Origin of the sequence: Phaeobacter sp. JH20_02 (genome assembly GCF_048056915.1) — a bacterium.
GTDB classification, from domain to species: domain Bacteria; phylum Pseudomonadota; class Alphaproteobacteria; order Rhodobacterales; family Rhodobacteraceae; genus Phaeobacter; species Phaeobacter bryozoorum.
On the sequence record NZ_JAYMVP010000022.1, the window covers coordinates 788,700 to 808,965 of the forward strand.

The 20,266-nt window shown below is 59.9% G+C and carries 23 protein-coding genes; 14 read left to right on the top strand and 9 right to left on the bottom strand.

Translation table 11 applies throughout. The features are described from left to right. Positions 1–26 precede the first annotated feature (26 nt). The 8 genes from soxY to VWY34_RS10565 all read left to right on the top strand — a co-directional run bounded on the left by soxY (position 27) and on the right by VWY34_RS10565 (position 8,410). Positions 27–443 carry a thiosulfate oxidation carrier protein SoxY gene (soxY, locus tag VWY34_RS10530; protein WP_340545303.1) on the top strand — a complete coding sequence of 139 codons (417 nt, stop codon included), beginning with the start codon at positions 27–29 and terminating at the stop codon, positions 441–443. A gap of 49 nt (positions 444–492) precedes the next feature. Next, positions 493–822: a thiosulfate oxidation carrier complex protein SoxZ gene (gene soxZ / locus VWY34_RS10535; RefSeq protein WP_340545304.1), complete on the top strand. Its 330-nt coding sequence runs from the start codon at positions 493–495 to the stop codon at positions 820–822. Positions 823–895: 73 nt separating this feature from the next. Next, positions 896–1,747: a sulfur oxidation c-type cytochrome SoxA gene (gene soxA, locus VWY34_RS10540; protein ID WP_416544243.1), complete on the top strand. Its 852-nt coding sequence runs from the start codon at positions 896–898 to the stop codon at positions 1,745–1,747. Between the two features lie 98 nt (positions 1,748–1,845). After that, a complete protein-coding gene (soxB, locus tag VWY34_RS10545) occupies positions 1,846–3,543 on the top strand; it encodes a thiosulfohydrolase SoxB (RefSeq protein ID WP_416544244.1) in 1,698 nt (565 codons plus the stop codon). Positions 3,544–3,619: 76 nt separating this feature from the next. Then, on the top strand, positions 3,620–4,891 hold the full coding sequence (gene soxC / locus VWY34_RS10550) for a sulfite dehydrogenase (protein ID WP_416544245.1): 1,272 nt from the start codon (positions 3,620–3,622) through the stop codon (positions 4,889–4,891). A gap of 61 nt (positions 4,892–4,952) precedes the next feature. Beyond that, on the top strand, positions 4,953–5,984 hold the full coding sequence (locus tag VWY34_RS10555; protein WP_416544384.1) for a c-type cytochrome: 1,032 nt from the start codon (positions 4,953–4,955) through the stop codon (positions 5,982–5,984). Positions 5,985–6,168: 184 nt separating this feature from the next. Next, on the top strand, positions 6,169–7,419 hold the full coding sequence (locus VWY34_RS10560; RefSeq protein WP_416544246.1) for an Hsp70 family protein: 1,251 nt from the start codon (positions 6,169–6,171) through the stop codon (positions 7,417–7,419). Positions 7,420–7,639: 220 nt separating this feature from the next. Further along, positions 7,640–8,410 carry a lytic murein transglycosylase gene (locus VWY34_RS10565; protein WP_340546308.1) on the top strand — a complete coding sequence of 257 codons (771 nt, stop codon included), beginning with the start codon at positions 7,640–7,642 and terminating at the stop codon, positions 8,408–8,410. Between the two features lie 59 nt (positions 8,411–8,469). Here VWY34_RS10565 and VWY34_RS10570 read toward each other — a convergent pair whose 3' ends face one another. Continuing rightward, on the bottom strand, positions 8,470–9,477 hold the full coding sequence (locus tag VWY34_RS10570; protein WP_340545309.1) for a GlxA family transcriptional regulator: 1,008 nt from the start codon (positions 9,475–9,477) through the stop codon (positions 8,470–8,472). Between the two features lie 273 nt (positions 9,478–9,750). Between VWY34_RS10570 and VWY34_RS10575 the strand changes: the two genes are divergently transcribed. The 3 genes from VWY34_RS10575 to VWY34_RS10585 all read left to right on the top strand — a co-directional run bounded on the left by VWY34_RS10575 (position 9,751) and on the right by VWY34_RS10585 (position 12,258). After that, positions 9,751–10,383 (top strand): ATP-dependent Clp protease proteolytic subunit, encoded by a 633-nt coding sequence (locus tag VWY34_RS10575; protein ID WP_340545310.1) that lies wholly within the window; start codon positions 9,751–9,753, stop codon positions 10,381–10,383. A 140-nt stretch (positions 10,384–10,523) separates the two neighbouring features. Continuing rightward, entirely contained in the window at positions 10,524–11,792 is a 1,269-nt protein-coding gene (gene clpX, locus VWY34_RS10580) for an ATP-dependent Clp protease ATP-binding subunit ClpX (protein ID WP_340545311.1), read from the top strand. Positions 11,793–11,898: 106 nt separating this feature from the next. Beyond that, positions 11,899–12,258 carry a RidA family protein gene (locus VWY34_RS10585; RefSeq protein WP_416536186.1) on the top strand — a complete coding sequence of 120 codons (360 nt, stop codon included), beginning with the start codon at positions 11,899–11,901 and terminating at the stop codon, positions 12,256–12,258. A gap of 29 nt (positions 12,259–12,287) precedes the next feature. Here VWY34_RS10585 and VWY34_RS10590 read toward each other — a convergent pair whose 3' ends face one another. Then, positions 12,288–12,575: a hypothetical protein gene (locus VWY34_RS10590; RefSeq protein WP_416536184.1), complete on the bottom strand. Its 288-nt coding sequence runs from the start codon at positions 12,573–12,575 to the stop codon at positions 12,288–12,290. Positions 12,576–12,747: 172 nt separating this feature from the next. Between VWY34_RS10590 and VWY34_RS10595 the strand changes: the two genes are divergently transcribed. The 3 genes from VWY34_RS10595 to VWY34_RS10605 all read left to right on the top strand — a co-directional run bounded on the left by VWY34_RS10595 (position 12,748) and on the right by VWY34_RS10605 (position 14,044). Next, entirely contained in the window at positions 12,748–13,134 is a 387-nt protein-coding gene (locus VWY34_RS10595) for an NADH:ubiquinone oxidoreductase subunit NDUFA12 (protein WP_340545314.1), read from the top strand. A 95-nt stretch (positions 13,135–13,229) separates the two neighbouring features. After that, the gene (gene mlaD / locus VWY34_RS10600) at positions 13,230–13,682 is read left to right on the top strand and encodes an outer membrane lipid asymmetry maintenance protein MlaD (protein WP_340545315.1); all 453 of its coding nucleotides are present in this window, start codon (positions 13,230–13,232) and stop codon (positions 13,680–13,682) included. Next, positions 13,682–14,044 (top strand): DUF2155 domain-containing protein, encoded by a 363-nt coding sequence (locus VWY34_RS10605; RefSeq protein ID WP_416544247.1) that lies wholly within the window; start codon positions 13,682–13,684, stop codon positions 14,042–14,044. The genes mlaD and VWY34_RS10605 overlap by 1 nt, the downstream gene beginning before the upstream one ends. On the opposite strand, the gene aat is transcribed toward VWY34_RS10605, so the two are convergent. The 7 genes from aat to VWY34_RS10640 form a co-directional block, all read right to left on the bottom strand. Beyond that, a complete protein-coding gene (gene aat / locus VWY34_RS10610) occupies positions 14,008–14,640 on the bottom strand; it encodes a leucyl/phenylalanyl-tRNA--protein transferase (protein WP_416544248.1) in 633 nt (210 codons plus the stop codon). The genes VWY34_RS10605 and aat overlap by 37 nt on opposite strands. A 128-nt stretch (positions 14,641–14,768) precedes the next feature. Continuing rightward, a complete protein-coding gene (gene accC / locus VWY34_RS10615) occupies positions 14,769–16,121 on the bottom strand; it encodes an acetyl-CoA carboxylase biotin carboxylase subunit (RefSeq protein WP_340545318.1) in 1,353 nt (450 codons plus the stop codon). 9 nt (positions 16,122–16,130) lie between these two features. After that, positions 16,131–16,625 (bottom strand): acetyl-CoA carboxylase biotin carboxyl carrier protein, encoded by a 495-nt coding sequence (gene accB, locus VWY34_RS10620; RefSeq protein ID WP_340545319.1) that lies wholly within the window; start codon positions 16,623–16,625, stop codon positions 16,131–16,133. 160 nt (positions 16,626–16,785) lie between these two features. Then, the gene (locus tag VWY34_RS10625) at positions 16,786–17,322 is read right to left on the bottom strand and encodes a PAS and helix-turn-helix domain-containing protein (RefSeq protein WP_340545320.1); all 537 of its coding nucleotides are present in this window, start codon (positions 17,320–17,322) and stop codon (positions 16,786–16,788) included. 202 nt (positions 17,323–17,524) lie between these two features. Then, positions 17,525–18,280, bottom strand: a complete 756-nt coding sequence (locus VWY34_RS10630) for an ABC transporter ATP-binding protein (RefSeq protein ID WP_340545321.1) — start codon at positions 18,278–18,280, stop codon at positions 17,525–17,527. Between the two features lie 11 nt (positions 18,281–18,291). Further along, the gene (locus tag VWY34_RS10635; RefSeq protein WP_340545322.1) at positions 18,292–19,047 is read right to left on the bottom strand and encodes an ABC transporter ATP-binding protein; all 756 of its coding nucleotides are present in this window, start codon (positions 19,045–19,047) and stop codon (positions 18,292–18,294) included. Between the two features lie 12 nt (positions 19,048–19,059). After that, on the bottom strand, positions 19,060–20,262 hold the full coding sequence (locus VWY34_RS10640) for a branched-chain amino acid ABC transporter permease (RefSeq protein ID WP_416536174.1): 1,203 nt from the start codon (positions 20,260–20,262) through the stop codon (positions 19,060–19,062). Positions 20,263–20,266: the final 4 nt, after the last annotated feature.

Consider the following 20,266-nt stretch of genomic DNA (forward strand, 5'->3'; position numbering starts at 1 on the left):
GCCATCAACGTCAAAGGAGACATACGATGGAGTTCTCACGTCGCGACACACTTGGCCTTGGCCTTGGGGCCGCTGCCCTGACCATGCTGCCCTTGCGTGTCGTTGCTGCAGCCGAGGATCGGATTGCAGAGTTCACGGGTGGCGCTGATATGGCCGACACCGGCCTGACACTGACCGCGCCCGAAATCGCCGAAAACGGCAATACCGTACCGATCGAGGTCGATGCGCCCGGTGCTTCCGCCATCATGATCCTGGCGACCGGCAACCCGACCCCGGGCGTCGCGACCTTTACCTTTGGTCCGTTGGCTGCCAGCCAGTCAGCCGCCACACGGATTCGCCTCGCAGGTACGCAAGACATTGTGGCGGTTGCCAAAATGGCCGACGGCAGCTTTGCCAAGGCAAGCGCGACCGTCAAGGTGACCATCGGCGGCTGCGGCGGCTAAGCGCGACCTGTCCGTCAGGTTCGCCCCATAGATATCAGGAGTTAACGACATGGCATCCGGTGTAAAACCCCGCGTCAAAGTCCCGAAGAAAGCAGCCGCAGGCGAAGCGGTGACCATCAAGACGCTGATCAGCCACAACATGGAAAGCGGTCAGCGCAAGGACAAGGAAGGCAACGTCATTCCGCGGTCGATCATCAATCGCTTTACCTGCGAGTTTAACGGTCAGTCCGTTGTTGATGTGGCCATGGAACCCGCCATTTCCACCAACCCTTACTTCCAGTTCGACGCCACCGTCCCCGAGGCGGGTGAATTCGTCTTCACCTGGTACGACGATGACGGTTCTGTCTACACGGAACAAAAACCGATCGCGATCGGCTGATCCCTTCCGGATCCATAGGCAAACGCCCTGTCCGGAACGCCGGGCGGGACGACCACCCAAGGGAGGAAACAAGATGAATAATAAGGCAATCACCGCAATTGCCATGGCGCTGGCCTTGCCCGTTACCGCCTTTGCCGAGGCGGATGATGATACGCTGGTCGTCAATGACGAGATCGAAATGGTCACCAAGACCGCCGCACCCGCGCATGTTGCTGATGTGCTGGACGAGGTGATGTCAGGCTGGCATTTCCGCTCGGATGAGACGCAGGCACTGCAGATGGATGATTTTGACAACCCTGCAATGGTCTTTGTCGATCAGGCAATGGACGCATGGTCCAAGGTTGAAGGCACCGCGGAGAAATCCTGCGCCTCCTGCCACGACGATGTCGAAGAGAGCATGGTCGGCGTCCGCGCGGTTTACCCCAAGTGGAACGAGGATGCAGGCGAGATGCGTACCCTCGTCATGCAGATCAACGACTGCCGCGAGAACCAGATGGGCGCGGAGAAGTGGAAATACACCAGCGGCAAGATGGCGGCCATGGAGGCGCTGATTTCAGTGCAATCGCGTGGCATGCCGGTCAACGTGGCCATCGACGGCCCGGCCCAATCTACTTGGGAGCAGGGCAAGGAGCTCTACTACACCCGCACTGGCCAGCTGGAACTCTCCTGCGCCAATTGCCATGAAGATAACTATGGCAACATGATCCGTGCCGACCATCTGAGCCAGGGCCAGATCAATGGCTTCCCGGTCTATCGCTTGAAGAACACCAAGCTGAACACGGCCCATGCGCGGTTCAAAGGCTGTGTACGTGACACCCGTGCAGAGACTTACAAACCGGGTTCGGCTGAGTTCGTGGCTCTGGAGCTGTATGTCGCGTCGCGTGGCAACGGTCTCTCGGTCGAGGCGCCGTCTGTCCGCAACTGATTTGCGCAGCCCCGTATCAGAAATGGTGCGGGGCGCGTTTCCTCTCGTTTCATTCAAACATGCGAATGTATCGTGTGTCTCAGTAGAAAGATAACCCAATGATCTCGCGGCGTGATTTCTTGCAGGTCTCCATGGCAGCCTCAGCGCTGGTTGGCGCCTCTGGTTTTGGCAACTGGGGTCGGCTGGCGGCTCAGCAACGTCTGACGCAGGACCAGCTTCTGCAATTTGATACCTATGGCAATATCAGTCTGATCCATGTCACCGATATCCACGCCCAGCTGAAGCCGATCTATTTTCGCGAACCTTCGATCAACCTTGGGGTTGGTGACAACAAGGGCCATGTGCCCCATATCACCGGCGCGGATTTCCGCAAGGCCTATGGGATCGCCGATGGCAGCCCCTCAGCTTATGCACTGACCTATAATGATTTTGCGTCGCTTGCGCAGGGGTATGGCCGGGTCGGGGGGCTGGATCGGGTTGCCACCATTATCAATGCGATCCGCGCCGACCGCCCCGATGCGCTTCTGCTGGATGGCGGCGACACCTGGCACGGCTCCTACACCTGTCATCACACCGAAGGCCAGGACATGGTCAATGTGATGAACGCGCTGAAGCCGGATGCGATGACCTTCCATTGGGAGTTCACGTTGGGGTCGGATCGGGTGAATGAGATCGTCGAGGGGCTGCCCTTTGCGGCACTTGGCCAGAATATCTTTGATGCGGAATGGGATGAACCGGCTGAGCTGTTCAAACCTTATAAGTTCTTCGACCGTGGCGGCGCGAAGGTTGCCGTGATCGGTCAGGCATTTCCGTACATGCCAATCGCCAACCCCGGCTGGATGTTCCCGGAATACTCCTTCGGGATCCGTGATGAGCATATGCAGGACATGGTTGATGAGGTGCGCGCCGCGGGTGCGGATGTTGTCGTGGTGCTATCGCACAACGGGTTTGATGTTGATAAGAAAATGGCCGGTGTGGTCAGTGGCATTGACGTGATCCTGTCCGGTCACACCCATGATGCGCTGCCGGAACCGGTTCTTGTTGGTCAGACCCACATTGTTGCGTCTGGGTCCAATGGTAAATTTGTCTCCCGCGTGGATCTGGACGTGCGTGACAGCCAGCTGATGGGGCTGCGGCATAAGCTGATCCCAGTGTTTGCCGATGTGATTGCGCCCGATCCGGTGATCACCCAGTTGATCGACGATCAGCGCGCGCCCTATGAGGCAGACCTGGTTGAGGTGATCGGCCAGACTGATGAGCTGCTCTATCGGCGCGGCAACTTCAACGGCACCTGGGATGATCTGATCTGCGATGCGCTGCTGAGCGAACGGGAGGCTGATATCGCCCTGTCGCCCGGGGTGCGCTGGGGGCCATCCCTGCTGCCCGGCGATGACATCACCCGCGAGGATATCTGGAATGTCACCTCCATGAGCTATGGTTCAGCTTATCGCAATGAAATGACAGGCGAATTCCTGAAGGTGGTGATGGAGGATGTGGCCGACAACATTTTCAATCCCGACCCTTATTACCAGCAGGGCGGCGACATGGTGCGCGTCGGTGGCATGGGCTACCATATCGATATCACCAAGCCGCAGGGCGAACGGATCAGCAATATGACACTGCTCAAGACCGGCGAGGCGATTGACCCGGCCAAGACCTATATCGTTGCCGGCTGGGCCAGCGTGAATGAAGGGACCAAGGGCCCGCAGATCTGGGATGTGGTCGAAAGCCACATTCGCAAGATGGGCACCGTTACCCTTTCCCCGAACAATTCCGTGCAGGTGTCGGGCGCCTAAGCCCGGCATCCGCCAAAAATTTTTGCGCTGATGAATTCACGAAAGTGAATTTTTCGATGTAAGGAGATATTCAGAGATGACTGATAAACCGAAGCAAACCAGCCGGTCGCGTCGCCAGTTTCTGGCCGGTGCTGCGGCGGTTGGGGCAGGGGCAGTGGCGAGCCGTTCTGCTGGCGCTGCGACACCCGACCCGCTGATCACAGAGGTGCAGGACTGGGCATCCGGTCTTGGCGACGGCGTGGATACCACCCCCTACGGCCTGCCGATCAAATACGAAAGCGACGTGGTCCGGCGCAATGTGGAGTGGCTGACGGCGGACACCATCAGCTCGATCAACTTCACGCCGATCCACGCGCTGGACGGAACCATCACCCCGCAAGGCTGCGCCTTTGAACGTCATCACTCCGGCGCGATTGAGCTGCGCAAGGATGACTACCGGCTGATGATCAACGGCCTGGTCGACACGCCTTTGGTGTTTACCTATGCGGATCTGGAACGCTTCCCGCGCGAAAACCGCGTCTATTTCTGCGAATGTGCTGCGAATTCCGGCATGGAGTGGGCCGGCGCGCAACTCAATGGCGCGCAGTTCACCCATGGCATGATCCACAACATGGAATATTCCGGTGTCCCGCTGCGCACCCTGCTTGAGGAAGCTGGCGTAAACCCCGCAGGCAAATGGGTTTATGTCGAGGGGGCGGATGCGTCCTCCAACGGGCGCTCGATCCCACTGGAAAAGGCGATGGACGACGTGCTGGTCGCCTTCAAGGCCAACGGTGAGGCGCTGCGCAAGGAGCACGGCTATCCGGTGCGCCTCGTGGTGCCCGGCTGGGAAGGCAACATGTGGGTCAAATGGCTGCGCCGGATCGAGGTCATGGCAGGTCCGGTCGAGAGCCGCGAGGAAACCTCGAAATACACCGACACGCTGGCCAATGGCATCAGCCGCAAGTGGACCTGGGAGATGGACGCAAAATCCGTTGTGACCAGCCCAAGCCCTCAGGCACCGATTACCCATGGCGACGGGCCGCTGGTGATCACTGGCCTGGCCTGGTCCGGGCGCGGCGCAATCACTGGCGTGGATGTGTCCCTGGATGGCGGCAAGACCTGGACCGAGGCGCGGCTGGCGGCACCGGGAACGGACAAGGCGCTGACCCGGTTCTATCTGGATATCAACTGGGACGGGTCCGAGATGCTGCTGCAAAGCCGGGCCCGCGATGCGTCGGGCTATGTGCAGCCAACCAAGGCGCAGCTGCGCGAGGTGCGGGGGCTGAATTCGATTTATCACAACAACGCCATCCAGACCTGGTGGGTCAAGGCAAACGGGGAGGCGGAAAATGTCGAGGTTTCTTGAAGTGGTGATGAAGCCCACCGAGGGGAGGCGGAGTTTGCTTGCAGCGGCTGTCTTGTCCACGATGGTCGTGACGCCAGCCGCAGCGGAAAAACTCGGCCTCGGTCGCCCGGCCTTGCCGGAGGAAATCGCGGCCTGGGATCTCGATGTCTCTCCCGATGGCACCGGGCTGCCCGAAGGCTCGGGCGATGTCTTCGCCGGCGAGGAGGTCTTTGCCGAAAAATGCGCGGTCTGCCACGGCGATTTCGCCGAGGGTGTGGGCAATTGGCCCAAGCTCGCGGGCGGGCAGGGCACGCTCGACCATGACGATCCGCTGAAAACTGTCGGCAGCTACTGGCCGTATCTCTCGACCACGTGGGATTACGTGAACCGTTCCATGCCCTTTGGCGACGCACAATCTCTGACCCCGGATGAGGTCTATGCGATTGTCGCCTATATTCTCTATTCCAACGACCTGGTCGATGATGAGTTTGTGCTGTCGGACGAAACCTTTGCCGGGGTGAAGCTGCCCAATGCGGATGGCTTCATTCTGGATGACCGGCTGGAAGCGGAAAAACACTTCTGGACCGCTTCGCCCTGCATGGAGAGCTGCAAGGATAGCGTCGAGATTACCATGCGCGCCATGGTGCTGGATGTGACGCCGGACGAAACCGATGCCGCTGAGACACAAGCGGACACCGCAGCCGAACCGACCGTTGCCGCCGCAGCGGCAGACACCGCGTCCGTTAAAGAGGCCGTCGCCCCAGAGGCTACCCCAGACATCGGCCCAGACCCTGAGCTGGTCGCAAAGGGCGAGAAGACCTTTCGCAAATGCAAATCCTGCCACCAGATCGGCGCGGGCGCGAAATCGAAAACCGGTCCGATCCTGAACGGAATCATCGGCGCGCCAGCCGCCCATGTTGATGGGTTTCGCTATTCCAAGGCGCTGCTAGCGGCGGCAGAAAATGGGCTGGTCTGGGATGAGGCCGCGCTTGCGGCCTTTCTCGCAAATCCGAAGAAATACATGAAAGGGACCAAGATGTCCTTTGCCGGGCTGAAGAAAGACGCCGATATCGAAGCGGTGATCGCTTATCTGAAGGCCGCAACCGCCGACTGATCCCGCCAGCACTCCTCAGTGCAGGCGTCAGGCGGTGCCTGCCTCCCACCACCTCCGCTATGGCTATCGCGGGGGTGGTTTGCGTTCCGCCAGAGTTGTGTCGTTCCGCCGCTGTCTGAACACTTGTTTTGCACAACGTCTTCAGATACTCACGCCGGTTCTTTCTCAGCGACAGGTGCCAGACATGCCCACTCCCAACACCCTTGGAATCGACTTTGGCACCTCCAACTCGGCAGCCGGTGTTGCGGTCAACGGACGACCCTGGCTGGTGGAGATCGAGCCGGGGGAAACCACTTTGCCAACGGCCGTGTTCTTTGATCCTGATCGTCGCAAGATGATTATCGGGCGGCCAGCCACCCGCGCGTTGATCAATGGGGACGAAGGCCGCTTCATGCGTGCCTTGAAAAGCCTGCTCGGCACACCGCTGATGTATGAAAAGCGTCGTCTGAATGGTGAGCTGGTCGATTTTGTCACTATCGTGGCCCGTTTTCTGGCCGAGCTGAAGACCCGGGCAGAGGCGGCAACCGGCCAGTCGTTCAGCCATGCGCTGTCAGGCCGTCCGGTGCTGTTTCACAGCAAGGATGCAGCCCGCGATGCCCAGGCCGAAGTGGACCTGCGCGCCTGCTATCTGGCCGCAGGGTTTGAGGAGGTCCGTTTCATGCTGGAACCCGAAGCGGCCCTGCGCTCGGCACAGCCCAAGCCCGGCATCGGCCTGATCGTTGATATCGGCGGCGGCACCTCGGACTTCACAGCCTTTGAGCAGTCACGGGATGGGACCGCGCGTATTCTGGCCTCGCATGGCGTGCGTCTTGGCGGGACCGATTTCGACCGGCAGCTGAGCATTGATTACGTGATGCCGCTGTTGGGGCGCGGCAGTGCTATTCGCAACAGTTTTGGTGGCGGCAGCCTGCCTGCACCCAACCGGCTGTTCAACGATCTGGCGACCTGGCAGATGATCCCTTTCCTCTATGCTGCCGACAGTCGCCGCGCCGCGCAGGATCTGGCGCGCAATGCCGAAGAACCTGAAAAACTGGCACGGCTTGTCTCCGTGTTGGAAGATGAGCTGGGGCACGATCTGGCCTTTGCCGTTGAGCGGGGCAAAATCGCGGTCAATCACCCAGATCGCCGCCGCGCGGTGATTGATCTGAAGGTTCTGGAACCGGGGCTGTCGGTGCCCCTGGACACGCAGACGCTTGAGCAGAGCCTGGCGAGCGATATCGACGAGATCACCGCCTGCGCCCGCGAGACCCTTCGTCGGGCGGATCTGCGCGGTGATCAGGTCACGCGGGTGGTTCTGGTCGGGGGTTCAGCCCTGCTTGCGGCGGTGCAGACGCAGATGCAGCAGCTCTGTCCGCGCGCTGAGCTATATTCGGAGAACGCGATGACAGCTGTCGCCGATGGTCTGGCGCTGGCTGCGGGCAGCGCGTTTGCCTGAGGCCGCGAACTGACGTCGGACATAGGCTTGCGCCGGGGTGATCTGATGGCTGGTCTCGACGCAGATTTCAGCTAGACTGAAGGTTCAGCCCATAAGCTTCGGATTCAGGTTTTTTAAGATGTTCCAGTTGTTTCGCCCCTTCACCTCAGATGCCGCCGCCACTCATCGTCGAGCGCCGCTGCTGCTCAGCCGTCGGCTGTCAGCCATCGCCGTCACCGCGATGCTGGCCTCTGGCCTTCCCCTTGCCGCGATGGCGGCATCCTGCGGCAATACCTCTGCCGGGTTTGAGACCTGGAAACGCGATTTCGCCCAGGAGGCGCAACGCGCCGGCGTCCGCCAGGCCGGGCTGAACGCGCTGGCCAATACCAGCTACGCCAGCCGCACCATCGCCGCAGATCGCAACCAGAAGAGCTTTCGCTATTCTCTTGAGAAATTCATGCAGATCCGCGGCGCCAATACGATCATCGCCCAAGGCCGCAAGCGCAAGGCACGCAATGCGGAGTTCTTTGCCGCCTTGGAACGCAAGTTCGGGGTTCCGGCCGGGATCCTGATTGCGATTCACGGTATGGAAACTGCGTTTGGCAATTACATGGGTGACAGTCAGGTGGTCTCGGCCATCGTGACGCTGACCTACGACTGCCGCCGCTCCGATTTCTTCAAACCCCATGCCATTGGTGCGCTGAAACTGGTGGATCAGGGCGCCATTACCGGCGCGACCAAAGGCGCCAAACACGGCGAACTGGGGCACACCCAGTTCCTGCCGGGGAATGCGCTCAACTACGGTGTGGACTGGGATGGCAACGGGCGGGTGGATTTCTACAACATGGGGGATGCGCTGGCCTCAACCGCCCATTTCCTGCGCAAGAAAGGCTGGAAACCCGGGCGTGGCTACCAACAGGGGGAGCCGAATTACCGCGTGCTGAAGGAATGGAATGCGGCAACCGTCTACCAGCAGTCGCTGGCCATCATGGGGCGCAAGATCGACGGCTGAGGACACCGCCTGCTCATCCGCAACGGGGGGAGACTGCTGCTGTCGGCGGCTGCTGCGGCTCAGTTCCACCCCTTGCGGAAAAAATGCGGGCTGGCGCCGAACTTGCGTTTGAACTGGCGCGAGAAATGCGTGGCGCTGTTGAAGCCAGACGCCAGCGCGATCTCGGTCACTGACATCGAGGTCTCGTTCATCAGCGCAAAGGCATGGCTGAGCCGCATGTCGAAGTAGACATGCATCGGGCTCTGGTCGAGATAGCGCGCAAACAGCCGCTCCAGCTGACGACGCGAGATATCCAGCCGATCACAGAGCTCGCCGATGGAGAGCGGCTCCTCAATTGATTCCTGCATCAGCTGAAGCGCGTTCAGCAGCCGTTGGTTGCGGCTGCCGATTGCGACCGCGTAATTGGACTTCTGCGGTGTGCTCTGCCCGCCGGTACGCACATGCAGGCACATATCGGCAACAATGATCGCCAGCTGCTTGCCATGGCGTTCCTCGATCAGGTTCAGCATCATATCTGTGGCTGCATTGCCGCCGCCGCATGTCATCAGAGTATCGCTGATTTCAAAGATCCGGGGCGATGGGAGCAGGTCCGGATATCTCTCGACAAAACCGGGCTGGTTCTCCCAGTGCAGGGTGAACCGATGCTCGCCCAGTAGCCCAGCCTGCGCCAGAGCAAAGGCCCCGGTGCAGATGCCGCCGATCGAGCGGCCAAAGCGGCGTTCGCGCCGCAGCCAGTTCAACACCGTCTCACTGGCGGCATTCTGCGGTTCCACGCCCGAGCAGACAAAAGCCAGAGCATCCCCCGGGAGCGGACCCATTGGCAGGTCCGGCGTGATGGTCATCCCGTTTGAACAGCGGATCGGTTCGCCATCCGGTGTCATCACATACCAGCGATAGAGCTGCGTATTGGTGACCTGATTGGCAATGCGCAACGGCTCGACGGCGGCCGCGATGGGCAGCATCGTCGCCTTCGGCAGCAGCAGGAAATAGAAATCCTGCGGCTCACCGTCAAAGGGGATCGTCAGATTGGCCGACGCCCCTTTTTGCACAAAATAGTCATCGATCATTTCGGGAACCTGTAACACACCGGTTTTGGTTGGGTCTGTGATCTTTGCTTGTTAACCGCGATCTGCGGCCTGCATCCCACCTTTTGCGACGGCGGGGCGATGGTTTTCGACGCGGACCTGACTGTTTGCGCCACCGAGGCCGCATTCGGGTGCAGGGCACAGGCCAGCGCAAAAACAATCGCCGCCCCTTGCAGCCCAAATGTGGCGGCACTAAGACTCGGGTAATACTCAGTCGGCTATGATGCCGATACAATTCAAAGCAGGCAGGTCAATATGGTCGATCCAAGAGAAACATACATGAACACGCTGGTGCCGATGGTGGTGGAACAGACCAGCCGCGGTGAACGCGCCTATGATATCTTTTCGCGCCTGCTGAAGGAGCGGATCATTTTCCTTAACGGTCCGGTTCACGACGGCATGAGCTCCCTGATCGTGGCCCAGCTGCTGCACCTCGAGGCGGAGAACCCGTCGAAAGAGATCTCGATGTATATCAACAGCCCCGGCGGCGTTGTGACCTCGGGTCTGTCGATCTATGACACCATGCAATACATCAAGCCGAAGGTTTCGACACTGGTGATCGGCCAGGCGGCCTCTATGGGCTCGCTGCTGCTGACGGCGGGTGAGGCGGGGATGCGGTTCTCGCTGCCCAACAGCCGCGTCATGGTGCATCAGCCCTCCGGTGGCTTCCAAGGGCAGGCGACGGATATCATGATCCACGCCGAGGAAACCCTGAAGCTGAAGAAGCGCCTGAACGAAATCTACGTCAAGCACACCGGCCAGGAATACGACAAGATCGTGAACGCGCTGGAGCGGGATAATTTCATGTCTCCCGAAGAGGCGAAGGAATTCGGATTGATCGACGAAATCGTCGAAAACCGCAGCAAGCTGGACGACGAGGACAGCTGATCAGCGGTGTGAGCTGGCAGGTGTGCCCCGTCGTCATCGGGGCACACTTTGCGATTGTGGCTGCTGTGCCTGTGGCATAAGCTGCCAATATTACGGGTGGCGCAGGAGGCGCATGCACGCCCTGGACGGAAAGGTAGACCATGGCAACGAACTCAAGCGGCGACAGTAAGAACACGCTTTATTGCAGCTTCTGCGGCAAGAGCCAGCATGAGGTACGCAAGCTTATTGCGGGCCCAACCGTGTTCATCTGCGACGAATGCGTCGAACTGTGCATGGACATCATCCGCGAAGAGACAAAGGCCTCCGGGCTGAAGTCCACCGACGGCGTTCCGACGCCGAAGGACATCTGCGAGGTCCTTGACGATTATGTGATCGGTCAGGCAATGGCCAAGCGGGTGCTGTCTGTTGCGGTGCACAACCACTACAAGCGCCTGAATCACGCTCAGAAGGCGGGTTCGGACATCGAATTGTCAAAATCCAACATTTTGCTGATCGGCCCAACCGGCTGCGGCAAGACGCTGCTGGCGCAGACGCTGGCGCGTATTCTGGATGTGCCCTTCACCATGGCGGATGCGACCACGCTGACCGAAGCCGGTTATGTGGGCGAGGATGTCGAGAATATCATTCTCAAGCTGTTGCAGGCGTCGGAATACAACGTCGAACGTGCGCAGCGCGGCATTGTCTACATCGACGAGGTCGACAAGATCACCCGCAAGTCGGAAAACCCCTCGATCACCCGCGACGTGTCGGGCGAGGGGGTGCAGCAGGCGCTGCTGAAGCTGATGGAAGGTACCGTGGCCAGCGTGCCGCCGCAGGGCGGGCGTAAGCATCCGCAGCAGGAATTCCTGCAGGTGGACACCACCAATATCCTGTTCATCTGCGGTGGTGCCTTCGCCGGTCTCGACAAGATCATCAAACAGCGCGGCAAGGGCTCGGCCATGGGCTTTGGCGCGGATGTGCGTGATGACAGCGATGCGGGTGTCGGTGAAACCTTCAAGAAGCTTGAACCTGAAGACCTGCTGAAATTCGGCCTGATCCCGGAATTCGTCGGCCGTCTGCCGGTTCTGGCAACACTGGAAGATCTGGATGAGGACGCGCTGATCACCATTCTGACCAAGCCGAAGAATGCTCTGGTCAAACAGTATCAGCGCCTGTTCGAGCTGGAAGATACCGAGCTGGACTTTACCGAGGAAGCGCTGAGTGCGATTGCGAAGAAAGCGATCGAACGCAAAACCGGCGCCCGTGGTCTGCGCTCCATTCTGGAGGATATCCTGCTCGACACCATGTTTGAGCTGCCGGGAATGGACAGCGTCGAGAAAGTGGTCGTGAACGAAGAGGCTGTGAACTCGGACGCACAACCGCTGATGATCCACGCCGACGCCGAAAAAGAGTCGGCGACAGCTGGTTAAGCTTTGTAGCGATGCCAATGGCAGAGCTGAGATGATTGAAAGGCGGCGTGAGGGTAACCTTGCGCCGCTTTTCCATGTGATTTTCGGTAAGAAAGAGACAGAGAACATGATCAAACGCATTTCCTCCGGAGGCGAATTTGAGGCCAAGATCGGCTATTGCCGCGCCGTGGTTGCGGGCGGCTTTGTGCATGTGGCAGGCACCGTGGGACAGGGGGACGACGTGGTCGCGCAGTGCCAGTCAGCGCTTAATATCATTGGGGCCGCGCTTGAGCAGGCGGGCAGCAGTTTTGCCGATGTGGTACGGGTGAACTACTACCTGCCCGATCGCGCTGAGTTCGAGCCCTGCTGGCCGCTGTTGGCGCAGACCTTTGGCGATAACCCGCCAGCTGCCACGATGATCGAATGCGGGCTGATTGATCCCAAGTTTCGGATCGAGATCGAGGTAACGGCCCTGGCCCCGGCCTAAGGGGAACTCTGGCCTGGGCCGACTGCGGGCTAGAACTCGAAACTACGCATAGGGGCGGTTTCCTTGCGGCGCCGCTCCATCAGCTTCTGCAACTCGCTTTTCTCTGGTTCTGCATTCAGGCCCAGCATGGATTTCGCCGCGTCCAGCGTTTTCATTGTCATCTGCTGCCAATCTCCTTCATCCGGTTCGGCCAGGCGGATCGTCTTTGGCCCCTGCTGGGCACGGTCGCCGTGGATCATCAGGCTGGTCACCTGCATCAGGTCCAGCACAGTAACAGCGACAATAAGGGTCGCGACCAGAGAAAGGATGAAGCGCACGGGCGGCCTCGCTATCGGATGTTAAGAATTCACGCGCATCTTAGGCGGCAATTATGGCCCGATTGTGCAAATGCCCGAGAAGTTTTGCGACAATCCCCATGGGCGGGTGCAGCGTGTCTGGACCTTGGCGGTAAATTGCGCCATATCAGAAGCGAAATTTTCGGAGGAACCGATGGGAATCCTGAACTCTCTCTTGCGGGCTGTGACCTGGTGGAACGGCTCGACCCTGAATACGCGTATCTTCACCGCCCGTAAGGGCACCAAGGTGGGTGAGGACGATCAGGGCAACGTGTATTATCGCAATGCCGACGACAGCAAGCGCTGGGTGATGTTCAACGGCGAGGTTGAGGCCTCGCGCATCGGGGCAGATTGGCATGGCTGGTTGCACCGCACGTTTGACGAAGTGCCGTCCGAAAAACCTCTGGCGCATAAACCCTGGGAAAAGCCGCATCAGGAAAACCTGACCGGCACCATGCTGGCCTATGCACCGGCCGGGTCGATCCGCGCAGCCGGAGCTCCCAAGGAACGCAGCGACTATGAAGCATGGTCGCCGGAATAAGCATCGGTCACATCTGATCGAGACAACAGCGTCGCCAGCGGCGCTGGCCGGTTGGCACAGGTGTCGACCCATCCAAAGGCAGGGGCTGAAACAGCATGTCGCATAACACTACCGAGGTTTTGGCAGGTGGGCTGGTTCTGGCCGCTGCCATCGGATTTGCCGTCTATGCCGGTCAGGCTGCCGGTCTGTCGCGCGCCGGCTCTGCTTATGAGCTGAACGCCTCGTTCCGGTCTCTGGAAGGGGTGAGCGTCGGCACCGATGTCCGTCTTGCCGGTGTCAAGATCGGCACGGTCACCGGTGTTGAACTGAACCCGCAGACCTTTCGTGCCGATACCCGGTTCTCCGTCAAGGAAGGGATCGAGATCCCCGACGACAGCGCGGTGGTGATTTCTTCCGAAGGCCTGCTTGGCGGCAACTTCGTTGAGGTGATGCCCGGCGGATCGCCCTTTGCCTTTGAGGCGGGGGACGCGGTGGAGGACACTCAGGGCGCGGTCAGCCTGATCTCGCTTCTGGTGAAATTTGTTGCAGGCAGCGGAGACGAAGGCTGATGCGTCTGATTGCGGCGCTTTTTGCACTTGTGACAGCCACGGGTGTCGCTTGCGCGCAGGGGGCTGCTGAAAATGGCACCTCCGCCGTTCTGCGCGGCCTCGACAAGGTCAATGGTCAGACGCAGGATCTGGAAATTCCGGTGGGCGGCAGCGCTGAGATATTTGGCGTGATCGTTAGCCTGCAGGAATGCCGCTTTCCTGCCGACAACCCAACCGGCGATGCCTATGCCTATGTGACGGTGCGCAATCCCAATGATGCCACGGTTTATTTTGACGGCTGGATGATCGCGTCAAGCCCGGCTTTGAACGCGCTGGATCACAGCCGCTATGATATCTGGGTGATGCGCTGCACCAACGTCTGAGGCGTGGGCAGGGGGGCGGCGGTAAAATCCGCGTCAATATCCAGCGCCTCCCGCAATTGGCGGCGATAGCGCGCCCGGCTGATCTCGACCGCGCCGAGAGAGGCGAGATGCGGCGTCAGGAACTGCGTATCACAGAGGGTGAAACCCGTCTGTTGCAGCCGATCCATCAGATAGGCCAATGCGATCTTTGACGCGTCCCGGCGCCGGGAGAACATGCTCTCACCGAAGAACGCACCGCCCAGCACAACCCCATAGACGCCGCCTGTCAGCTCACCTGCGTGATAAACCTCAAGCGAATGGGCGTTGCCCTGCTGGTGCAGATCAATGTAGCGGGCGCGGATTTCTGGGTTGATCCATGTCTCGGCGCGATCGGCACAGCCGTCAAGCACTGCGGCAAAATCCCGGTTCACGGCAATTTCATGCCCCCCCTTTCGCAGGGTTTTGGCCAGCGAGCGCGACAGATGAAATCCACCGATCGGGAACACGCCGCGCCGCTTCGGATCTACCCAGAAAACGTCGGGGTCGTCCCGGCTCTCGGCCATGGGAAAAACGCCGACGGAATAGGCGTGAAGCAGCAGTTCTGGCGTGAGGGTCATAAGGCTAGTCTAAAACGGGATCGTGGGTTCGGGGAAATGGAAAACGCGATGATACAAGGCAAAGGGCAGGGGTAAAAATCGGGCAGCGGGAAAGAAAAAAGGCGGCCCCGCAAGGCCGCCCCAAATGATCAGGCGTTACCGAGATTGGTTTCCAGCCATTTTTCCAGCCAATGAATATTGTACTGCCCGGTGTGGATATCCTTCTCTTCGAGCAGCGCGTGGAACAGCGGAACGGTGGTGTCGACACCATCCACGATCAGCTCTCCAAGGGCACGGCTGAGACGTGCCAAGGCCTCTGGCCGGTCGCGGCCATGCACGATCAGCTTGCCAATCAGGCTGTCGTAGTAGGGCGGGATCGAATAGCCGTCGTAAAGCGCCGAATCCATCCGCACACCCAGCCCGCCGGGGGCGTGATACTGGGTGATCTTGCCCGGACAGGGCGAGAAGTTCGGCAGTTTCTCGGCGTTGATCCGCACCTCGATCGAGTGACCGTTGATCTCCAGATCGTCCTGTGTGAACGACATCGGCAGGCCTTCGGCGACCCGGATCTGCTCGCGCACCAGATCGACACCGAAAATGCTCTCGGTGACCGGATGTTCCACCTGCAGGCGGGTGTTCATCTCGATGAAGTAGAATTCACCGTTTTCATAGAGGAACTCGATGGTGCCAGCGCCGATGTAATTGATCTTTGCAACAGCATCCGCACAGGTCTTGCCGATCCGCGCGCGTTCCTCCGGGGTAATGCAGGGGCCGGGAGCCTCCTCGAAAACCTTCTGGTGGCGCCGCTGCAGCGAACAGTCGCGCTCGCCCAGATGAACGGCATTGCCCTTGCCGTCGCCAAAGACCTGGATCTCGATGTGGCGCGGTGTGGTCAGGTATTTCTCGATATAGACTTCATCGTTGCCAAAGGCGGCTTTGCCTTCGGCGCGGGCAGTCATGAAGGCCTGTTCCATGTCGGCGGCGGTCTTGGCTACCTTCATGCCACGTCCGCCACCGCCGGCGGTGGCCTTGATGATCACCGGATAGCCGATGTCCTCGCCAATTTTCTTGGCAGTTTCCAGATCCGGTACACCACCATCGGAGCCGGGCACGCAGGGCACGCCCAGATCCTTCATGGTGTCCTTTGCGGTGATCTTGTCGCCCATGACGCGGATATGTTCCGCGGTGGGGCCGATAAAGGTCAGCCCGTGGTCTTCGACGATCTGAACGAAATTGGCATTCTCCGACAGGAAGCCATAGCCGGGATGGATCGCCTGAGCACCGGTGATCTCGCAGGCGGAGATGATGGCGGGGATCGACAGGTAGCTGTGGGTGCCGGACGGCGGTCCGATACAGACGGATTCGTCGGCCATGCGAACATGCATCGCATCCGCGTCAGCGGTGGAATGCACGGCAACCGACTTGATGCCCATTTCCCGGCAGGCGCGGATCACGCGCAGCGCGATCTCACCTCGGTTGGCAATCAGGATCTTATCAAACATGTTGGACCCTTACTCGATGATGACCAGCGGCGTTCCGAATTCGACCGCTGCGCCGTCTTCGACGAGGATACGCTTGATGGTGCCGGCCTTCGGGGCCGGGATGTGGTTCATGGTCTTCATGGCTTCGACGATCAAGAGGGTATCGCCCTCGGCCACCTGATCGCCAACTTTTACAAAGGTCGGCGCGCCCGGTTCGGGCTGGGTGTAGACGGTCCCGACCATCGGCGAGGGAACGGCGCCGGGGTGGCTGGCGGGATCCTCTGCGGCGGCGGGTGCTGCGGCAGGGGCGGCGGCCGCCGGGGCAGCTGCCGCGGCCACCGGGGCCGGTGCGGCATAAGCCTGTACAGGGGCCGCGGCCATGGTCTGGCGCGATACGCGCACGTTCAGGCTGTCGTCTTCGCCGTAGTCACGTTTGACCTGCAATTCGGTCAGATCATTGTCGCGCAGCAGTTCCGCCAGCGCTTTGATGAAGGATACGTCTGCTTCGTGGGTCTTATTTGTCATTGTTGTCCTCAGCCGGTTCCGACAGGCCCGCAGATCCCTACGGGCATAAGAATTGAAGGCGCTTATAGGGTATGCTTTACCACAAGGAAAGCGCTGACAAGATAGCCGCTAACATGAGCGCCATTGGCAGGATTTGCAATCTCGTCGCGCAGATCAGAGCTCAGAGCGGCATTCCGGTCAGTTTTGCCACCAGTTCCGGCAGCTTGCGGGCGGAGAATTTGACCAGGAGATGGGCGCGATGGGTTTCTATCGTGCGATACGAAAGGTTCAGTTCCGCACCGATTTCCTTGGCCGACAGCCCGCGACAGGTAAGGATCGCCACATCCCGCTCGCGCGGGGTGAGGCTGACCACCGGTCGGTCGTCTGAAATATCGGCAAAGCTCCAGACACCGCTGCGAAAATGCTGCTCCGGTGTCAGCGACCGTCCGCGCACCCGGCACCAGAACAGATCGCCGTTGCGACGGCGCATGATCCGTTCGTCGTTATAGTGGCCGGATTGCGCATCCGCCTGTTGCAGCCGATCTCCAATCCGCTGGAAGTCTTCCTGACTGGGGTAAAGCTCGGCGATGGGCAGGCCGACATAACTGGCGCTGGCGCCGCCAAAGGTTTCGGCAAACTGCCGGTTGCAGCGCTGGATCACCCGTTTGTCAAGCAAAGCCAGCCCCACCGGGGCAAATTCAAAGGCGAGATCGGTCATGCGGGCAGATAACCGCTGTTATTGTGCAAAGCAAAGCGAATTCCGCCCGATAGGCGCCAATGCCGATCTGTCTCGTGGTGGCAGGCCTTCATTGTCCGGGATTCCGCGCGGATGCGGCACCAAAAAAAGGGCTGATGCACTGGCATCAGCCCCAAGGTGCCAAGGTCGGCCATTCGTACCGACCCGACGGGGAGTGTTTGGATCAGATGGCCAGATATTCGGCGCGCAGTTCCTCGTTTTCCAGAACCTCGGCCGCTGAGCCATCAAAGACGATGCCGCCGGTGTCGAGGATCACCGCGCGGTCGGCCAGTTCCAGGGCGCGCACTGCGTTCTGTTCGACGATGACGGTGGTGATGCCCTGCTGTTTGATGTGGATGAGGGTCTTTTCGATCTCATCGACGATCACGGGGGCCAGACCTTCATAGGGTTCGTCGAGCAGCAGCACCTTGATGTCACGGGCCAGCGCGCGGGCGATGGCCAGCATCTGCTGCTCCCCACCGGAGAGGGTCACGCCCTCTTGCTTGCGCCGCTCGCCAAGACGCGGGAACAGTTCATATAGACGTTCGATCGACCAGCCGATGGGCGGGGCAATCTGGGCCAGCTGCAGGTTTTCCTCAACCGTCAGGCCGGGGATGATGCGGCGATCTTCCGGCACCAGACCCAGGCCCGCCGCCGAAGCCTCATGCGAGGACATCGTGTGCAGCGGCTGATGATCGAGCCAGATTTCACCCTTGGTCACCATCGGTGAACCCGTGCGCGCGATGGAACGCAGGGTCGAAGTCTTGCCAGCGCCGTTGCGACCCAGAAGCGCCAGGATCTCACCTTCATGCACATTGAAGGAAATGCCCTGAACGATGTAGCTCTCGCCGTAATAGGCGTGCATGTCCCAGACCGAGAGAAAGGCCGGGGCCGTGGTGGCGTGGTTGGCGTGTTTGGAAAAGTCGGGTTTGACGTTCATCTGTGATCTCCTTACGCCGACTCGCCGAGGTAGGCTTCGCGCACCTTCGGGTTGCCTTTGATGTTTTGCGGATCATCCTCCACCAGTGGTTTGCCCTGCGCCAGCACGGTGATCCGGTCCGCCAGCGAGAATACGACGTGCATGTCGTGTTCAATGATCGCGATGGTGATGTCGCGCTCGGACTTGATCTGTTTCAGCAGATCAATGGTGTTGTTGGTATCGGCCCGCGCCATGCCCGCTGTGGGTTCGTCCAGCAACAGGAGGCGCGGTTCTTGTGACAAACACATGCCAATCTCAAGCCGTCGCTTATCCCCGCGTGACATGGAGGCCGCGTTCATGTGCCGTTTGTCGGCCATGTTCATCTCCTCCAGCATATGCTCTGCCTTTTCCAGAATGTCGCGCTGGCTGGAGACGGCGCTGATCGCATTCATCTCAAAGGCGCCGTCGCGTTTGGCAAAGCAGGGGATCATCATGTTCTCCAGCACCGAGAGGTCGCCAAAGATCTCTGGCGTCTGGAAGACGCGGGAAATGCCCATCTGGTTGATCTCATAGGGCGCGCGGCCCAGAACGGATTTGCCGTCAAACATCACCGACCCTGTATCCGGGATCAGTTTGCCCACCAGGCAGTTCAGAAGGGTTGATTTGCCTGCACCGTTGGGGCCGATGATGGCATGGACCGTGTTTTCGCGCACGCTGAGGTTCACCTCTGACAGTGCCTGAAGGCCGCCGAACCGTTTGCCTACGTTTTTGACTTCAAGGATACCCATTGGTCTTGCTCCTTATTCCGCAGGTTCAGTTTTGCCCGAGGGGCTGTCTTTTTCGTGTTTGCGCCCCTGGATCCAGCCGCGCAGCTTCTGTCCGCCTTCGACCAGGCCACCGGGCAGGAAGATCACAACCAGCATGAACAGGATGCCCAGCGTCAGGTGCCAGCCCTTGCCGATGAAGGGGTGGACGATGAAGACCATCGCATCCTCGATCCCGTCGGGCATGAAGCTGAACCAGCTGTGCAGGACGTTGTCGTTGATCTTGGAGAAGATGTTCTCGAAGTATTTGATGAACCCTGCGCCCAGAACCGGCCCGATCAGGGTGCCTGCTCCGCCGAGGATTGTCATCAGAACCACTTCACCAGAGGCGGTCCACTGCATCCGTTCGGCGCCTGCCAGCGGGTCCATTGAGGCCATCAGGCCGCCAGCGAGACCGGCATACATGCCCGAAATCACAAAGGCAGCCAGCGTGTAGGGCCGCGTGTTCAGGCCGGTGTAGTTCATCCGCTGCTGGTTCGATTTCACCGCCTTCAGCATCAGACCAAAGGGTGAGCGGAAGATACGGATCGACAGGTAGAATGCGGCCAGCAGGATCAGCGCGCAGAGGTAGTAGCCCGCGTTGAACTGGAAGGCCCACGGACCCACGACCATCTCGAAGGTCGAGCGCATCTCCAGGCCAAAGAGGCTGGTCACCGGGATCGAGCCATCAGCGGTCGCCGACACGCCCAGAATGCGCGGGTCATCCAGCGTCAGCTGCAGGCCGGTCTCGCCATTGGTGATTGGGGTCAGCACCGAATAGGCCAGATTGAAGGACATCTGCGCGAATGCCAGCGTAAGGATCGAGAAGTAGATGCCGGAGCGGCGCAGGCTGACATAGCCGATCACCAGTGCAAACAGACCCGCGACGATCACAGAGAGTACAATGGCGGGCACCACGTTCATGCTCAGCAGCTTGAACATCCAGACCGCTGAATAGGATCCCACACCAAGGAAGGCGGCATGACCAAAGGACAGGTAGCCGGTGAGGCCAAAGAGAATGTTGAAGCCGATGGCAAAGATCCCGAAGATCACAAACCGCTGCATCAGGTCCGGGTAGCCCGCGTTGAACTGCGCCAGGGCGCTGCCCGTCGGGAAGGGGTTCAGGATGAACGGTGCAAACAGGGTCAGGATGGCAACGACCAGCAGCAGCGTCTTGTCTTTTTTGTTGAGTGCGAACATGTGC

Bases quoted from the DNA above. Each gene is read 5' to 3' on its own strand.
- soxC (WP_416544245.1), top strand. From the start codon at position 3,620: ATGACTGATAAACCGAAGCAAACCAGCCGGTCGCGTCGCCAGTTTCTG.
- mlaD (WP_340545315.1), top strand. From the start codon at position 13,230: ATGTCGCATAACACTACCGAGGTTTTGGCAGGTGGGCTGGTTCTGGCC.
- VWY34_RS10555 (WP_416544384.1), top strand. From the start codon at position 4,953: ATGGTCGTGACGCCAGCCGCAGCGGAAAAACTCGGCCTCGGTCGCCCG.
- VWY34_RS10630 (WP_340545321.1), bottom strand. From the start codon at position 18,280: ATGAACGTCAAACCCGACTTTTCCAAACACGCCAACCACGCCACCACG.
- VWY34_RS10560 (WP_416544246.1), top strand. From the start codon at position 6,169: ATGCCCACTCCCAACACCCTTGGAATCGACTTTGGCACCTCCAACTCG.
- soxY (WP_340545303.1), top strand. From the start codon at position 27: ATGGAGTTCTCACGTCGCGACACACTTGGCCTTGGCCTTGGGGCCGCT.
- VWY34_RS10570 (WP_340545309.1), bottom strand. From the start codon at position 9,477: ATGATCGATGACTATTTTGTGCAAAAAGGGGCGTCGGCCAATCTGACG.
- soxA (WP_416544243.1), top strand. From the start codon at position 896: ATGAATAATAAGGCAATCACCGCAATTGCCATGGCGCTGGCCTTGCCC.
- accB (WP_340545319.1), bottom strand. From the start codon at position 16,625: ATGACAAATAAGACCCACGAAGCAGACGTATCCTTCATCAAAGCGCTG.
- VWY34_RS10575 (WP_340545310.1), top strand. From the start codon at position 9,751: ATGGTCGATCCAAGAGAAACATACATGAACACGCTGGTGCCGATGGTG.
- VWY34_RS10565 (WP_340546308.1), top strand. From the start codon at position 7,640: ATGCTGGCCTCTGGCCTTCCCCTTGCCGCGATGGCGGCATCCTGCGGC.
- aat (WP_416544248.1), bottom strand. From the start codon at position 14,640: ATGACCCTCACGCCAGAACTGCTGCTTCACGCCTATTCCGTCGGCGTT.
- soxB (WP_416544244.1), top strand. From the start codon at position 1,846: ATGATCTCGCGGCGTGATTTCTTGCAGGTCTCCATGGCAGCCTCAGCG.
- VWY34_RS10625 (WP_340545320.1), bottom strand. From the start codon at position 17,322: ATGACCGATCTCGCCTTTGAATTTGCCCCGGTGGGGCTGGCTTTGCTT.
- soxZ (WP_340545304.1), top strand. From the start codon at position 493: ATGGCATCCGGTGTAAAACCCCGCGTCAAAGTCCCGAAGAAAGCAGCC.
- VWY34_RS10640 (WP_416536174.1), bottom strand. From the start codon at position 20,262: ATGTTCGCACTCAACAAAAAAGACAAGACGCTGCTGCTGGTCGTTGCC.
- accC (WP_340545318.1), bottom strand. From the start codon at position 16,121: ATGTTTGATAAGATCCTGATTGCCAACCGAGGTGAGATCGCGCTGCGC.
- VWY34_RS10635 (WP_340545322.1), bottom strand. From the start codon at position 19,047: ATGGGTATCCTTGAAGTCAAAAACGTAGGCAAACGGTTCGGCGGCCTT.
- VWY34_RS10585 (WP_416536186.1), top strand. From the start codon at position 11,899: ATGATCAAACGCATTTCCTCCGGAGGCGAATTTGAGGCCAAGATCGGC.
- clpX (WP_340545311.1), top strand. From the start codon at position 10,524: ATGGCAACGAACTCAAGCGGCGACAGTAAGAACACGCTTTATTGCAGC.
- VWY34_RS10595 (WP_340545314.1), top strand. From the start codon at position 12,748: ATGGGAATCCTGAACTCTCTCTTGCGGGCTGTGACCTGGTGGAACGGC.
- VWY34_RS10605 (WP_416544247.1), top strand. From the start codon at position 13,682: ATGCGTCTGATTGCGGCGCTTTTTGCACTTGTGACAGCCACGGGTGTC.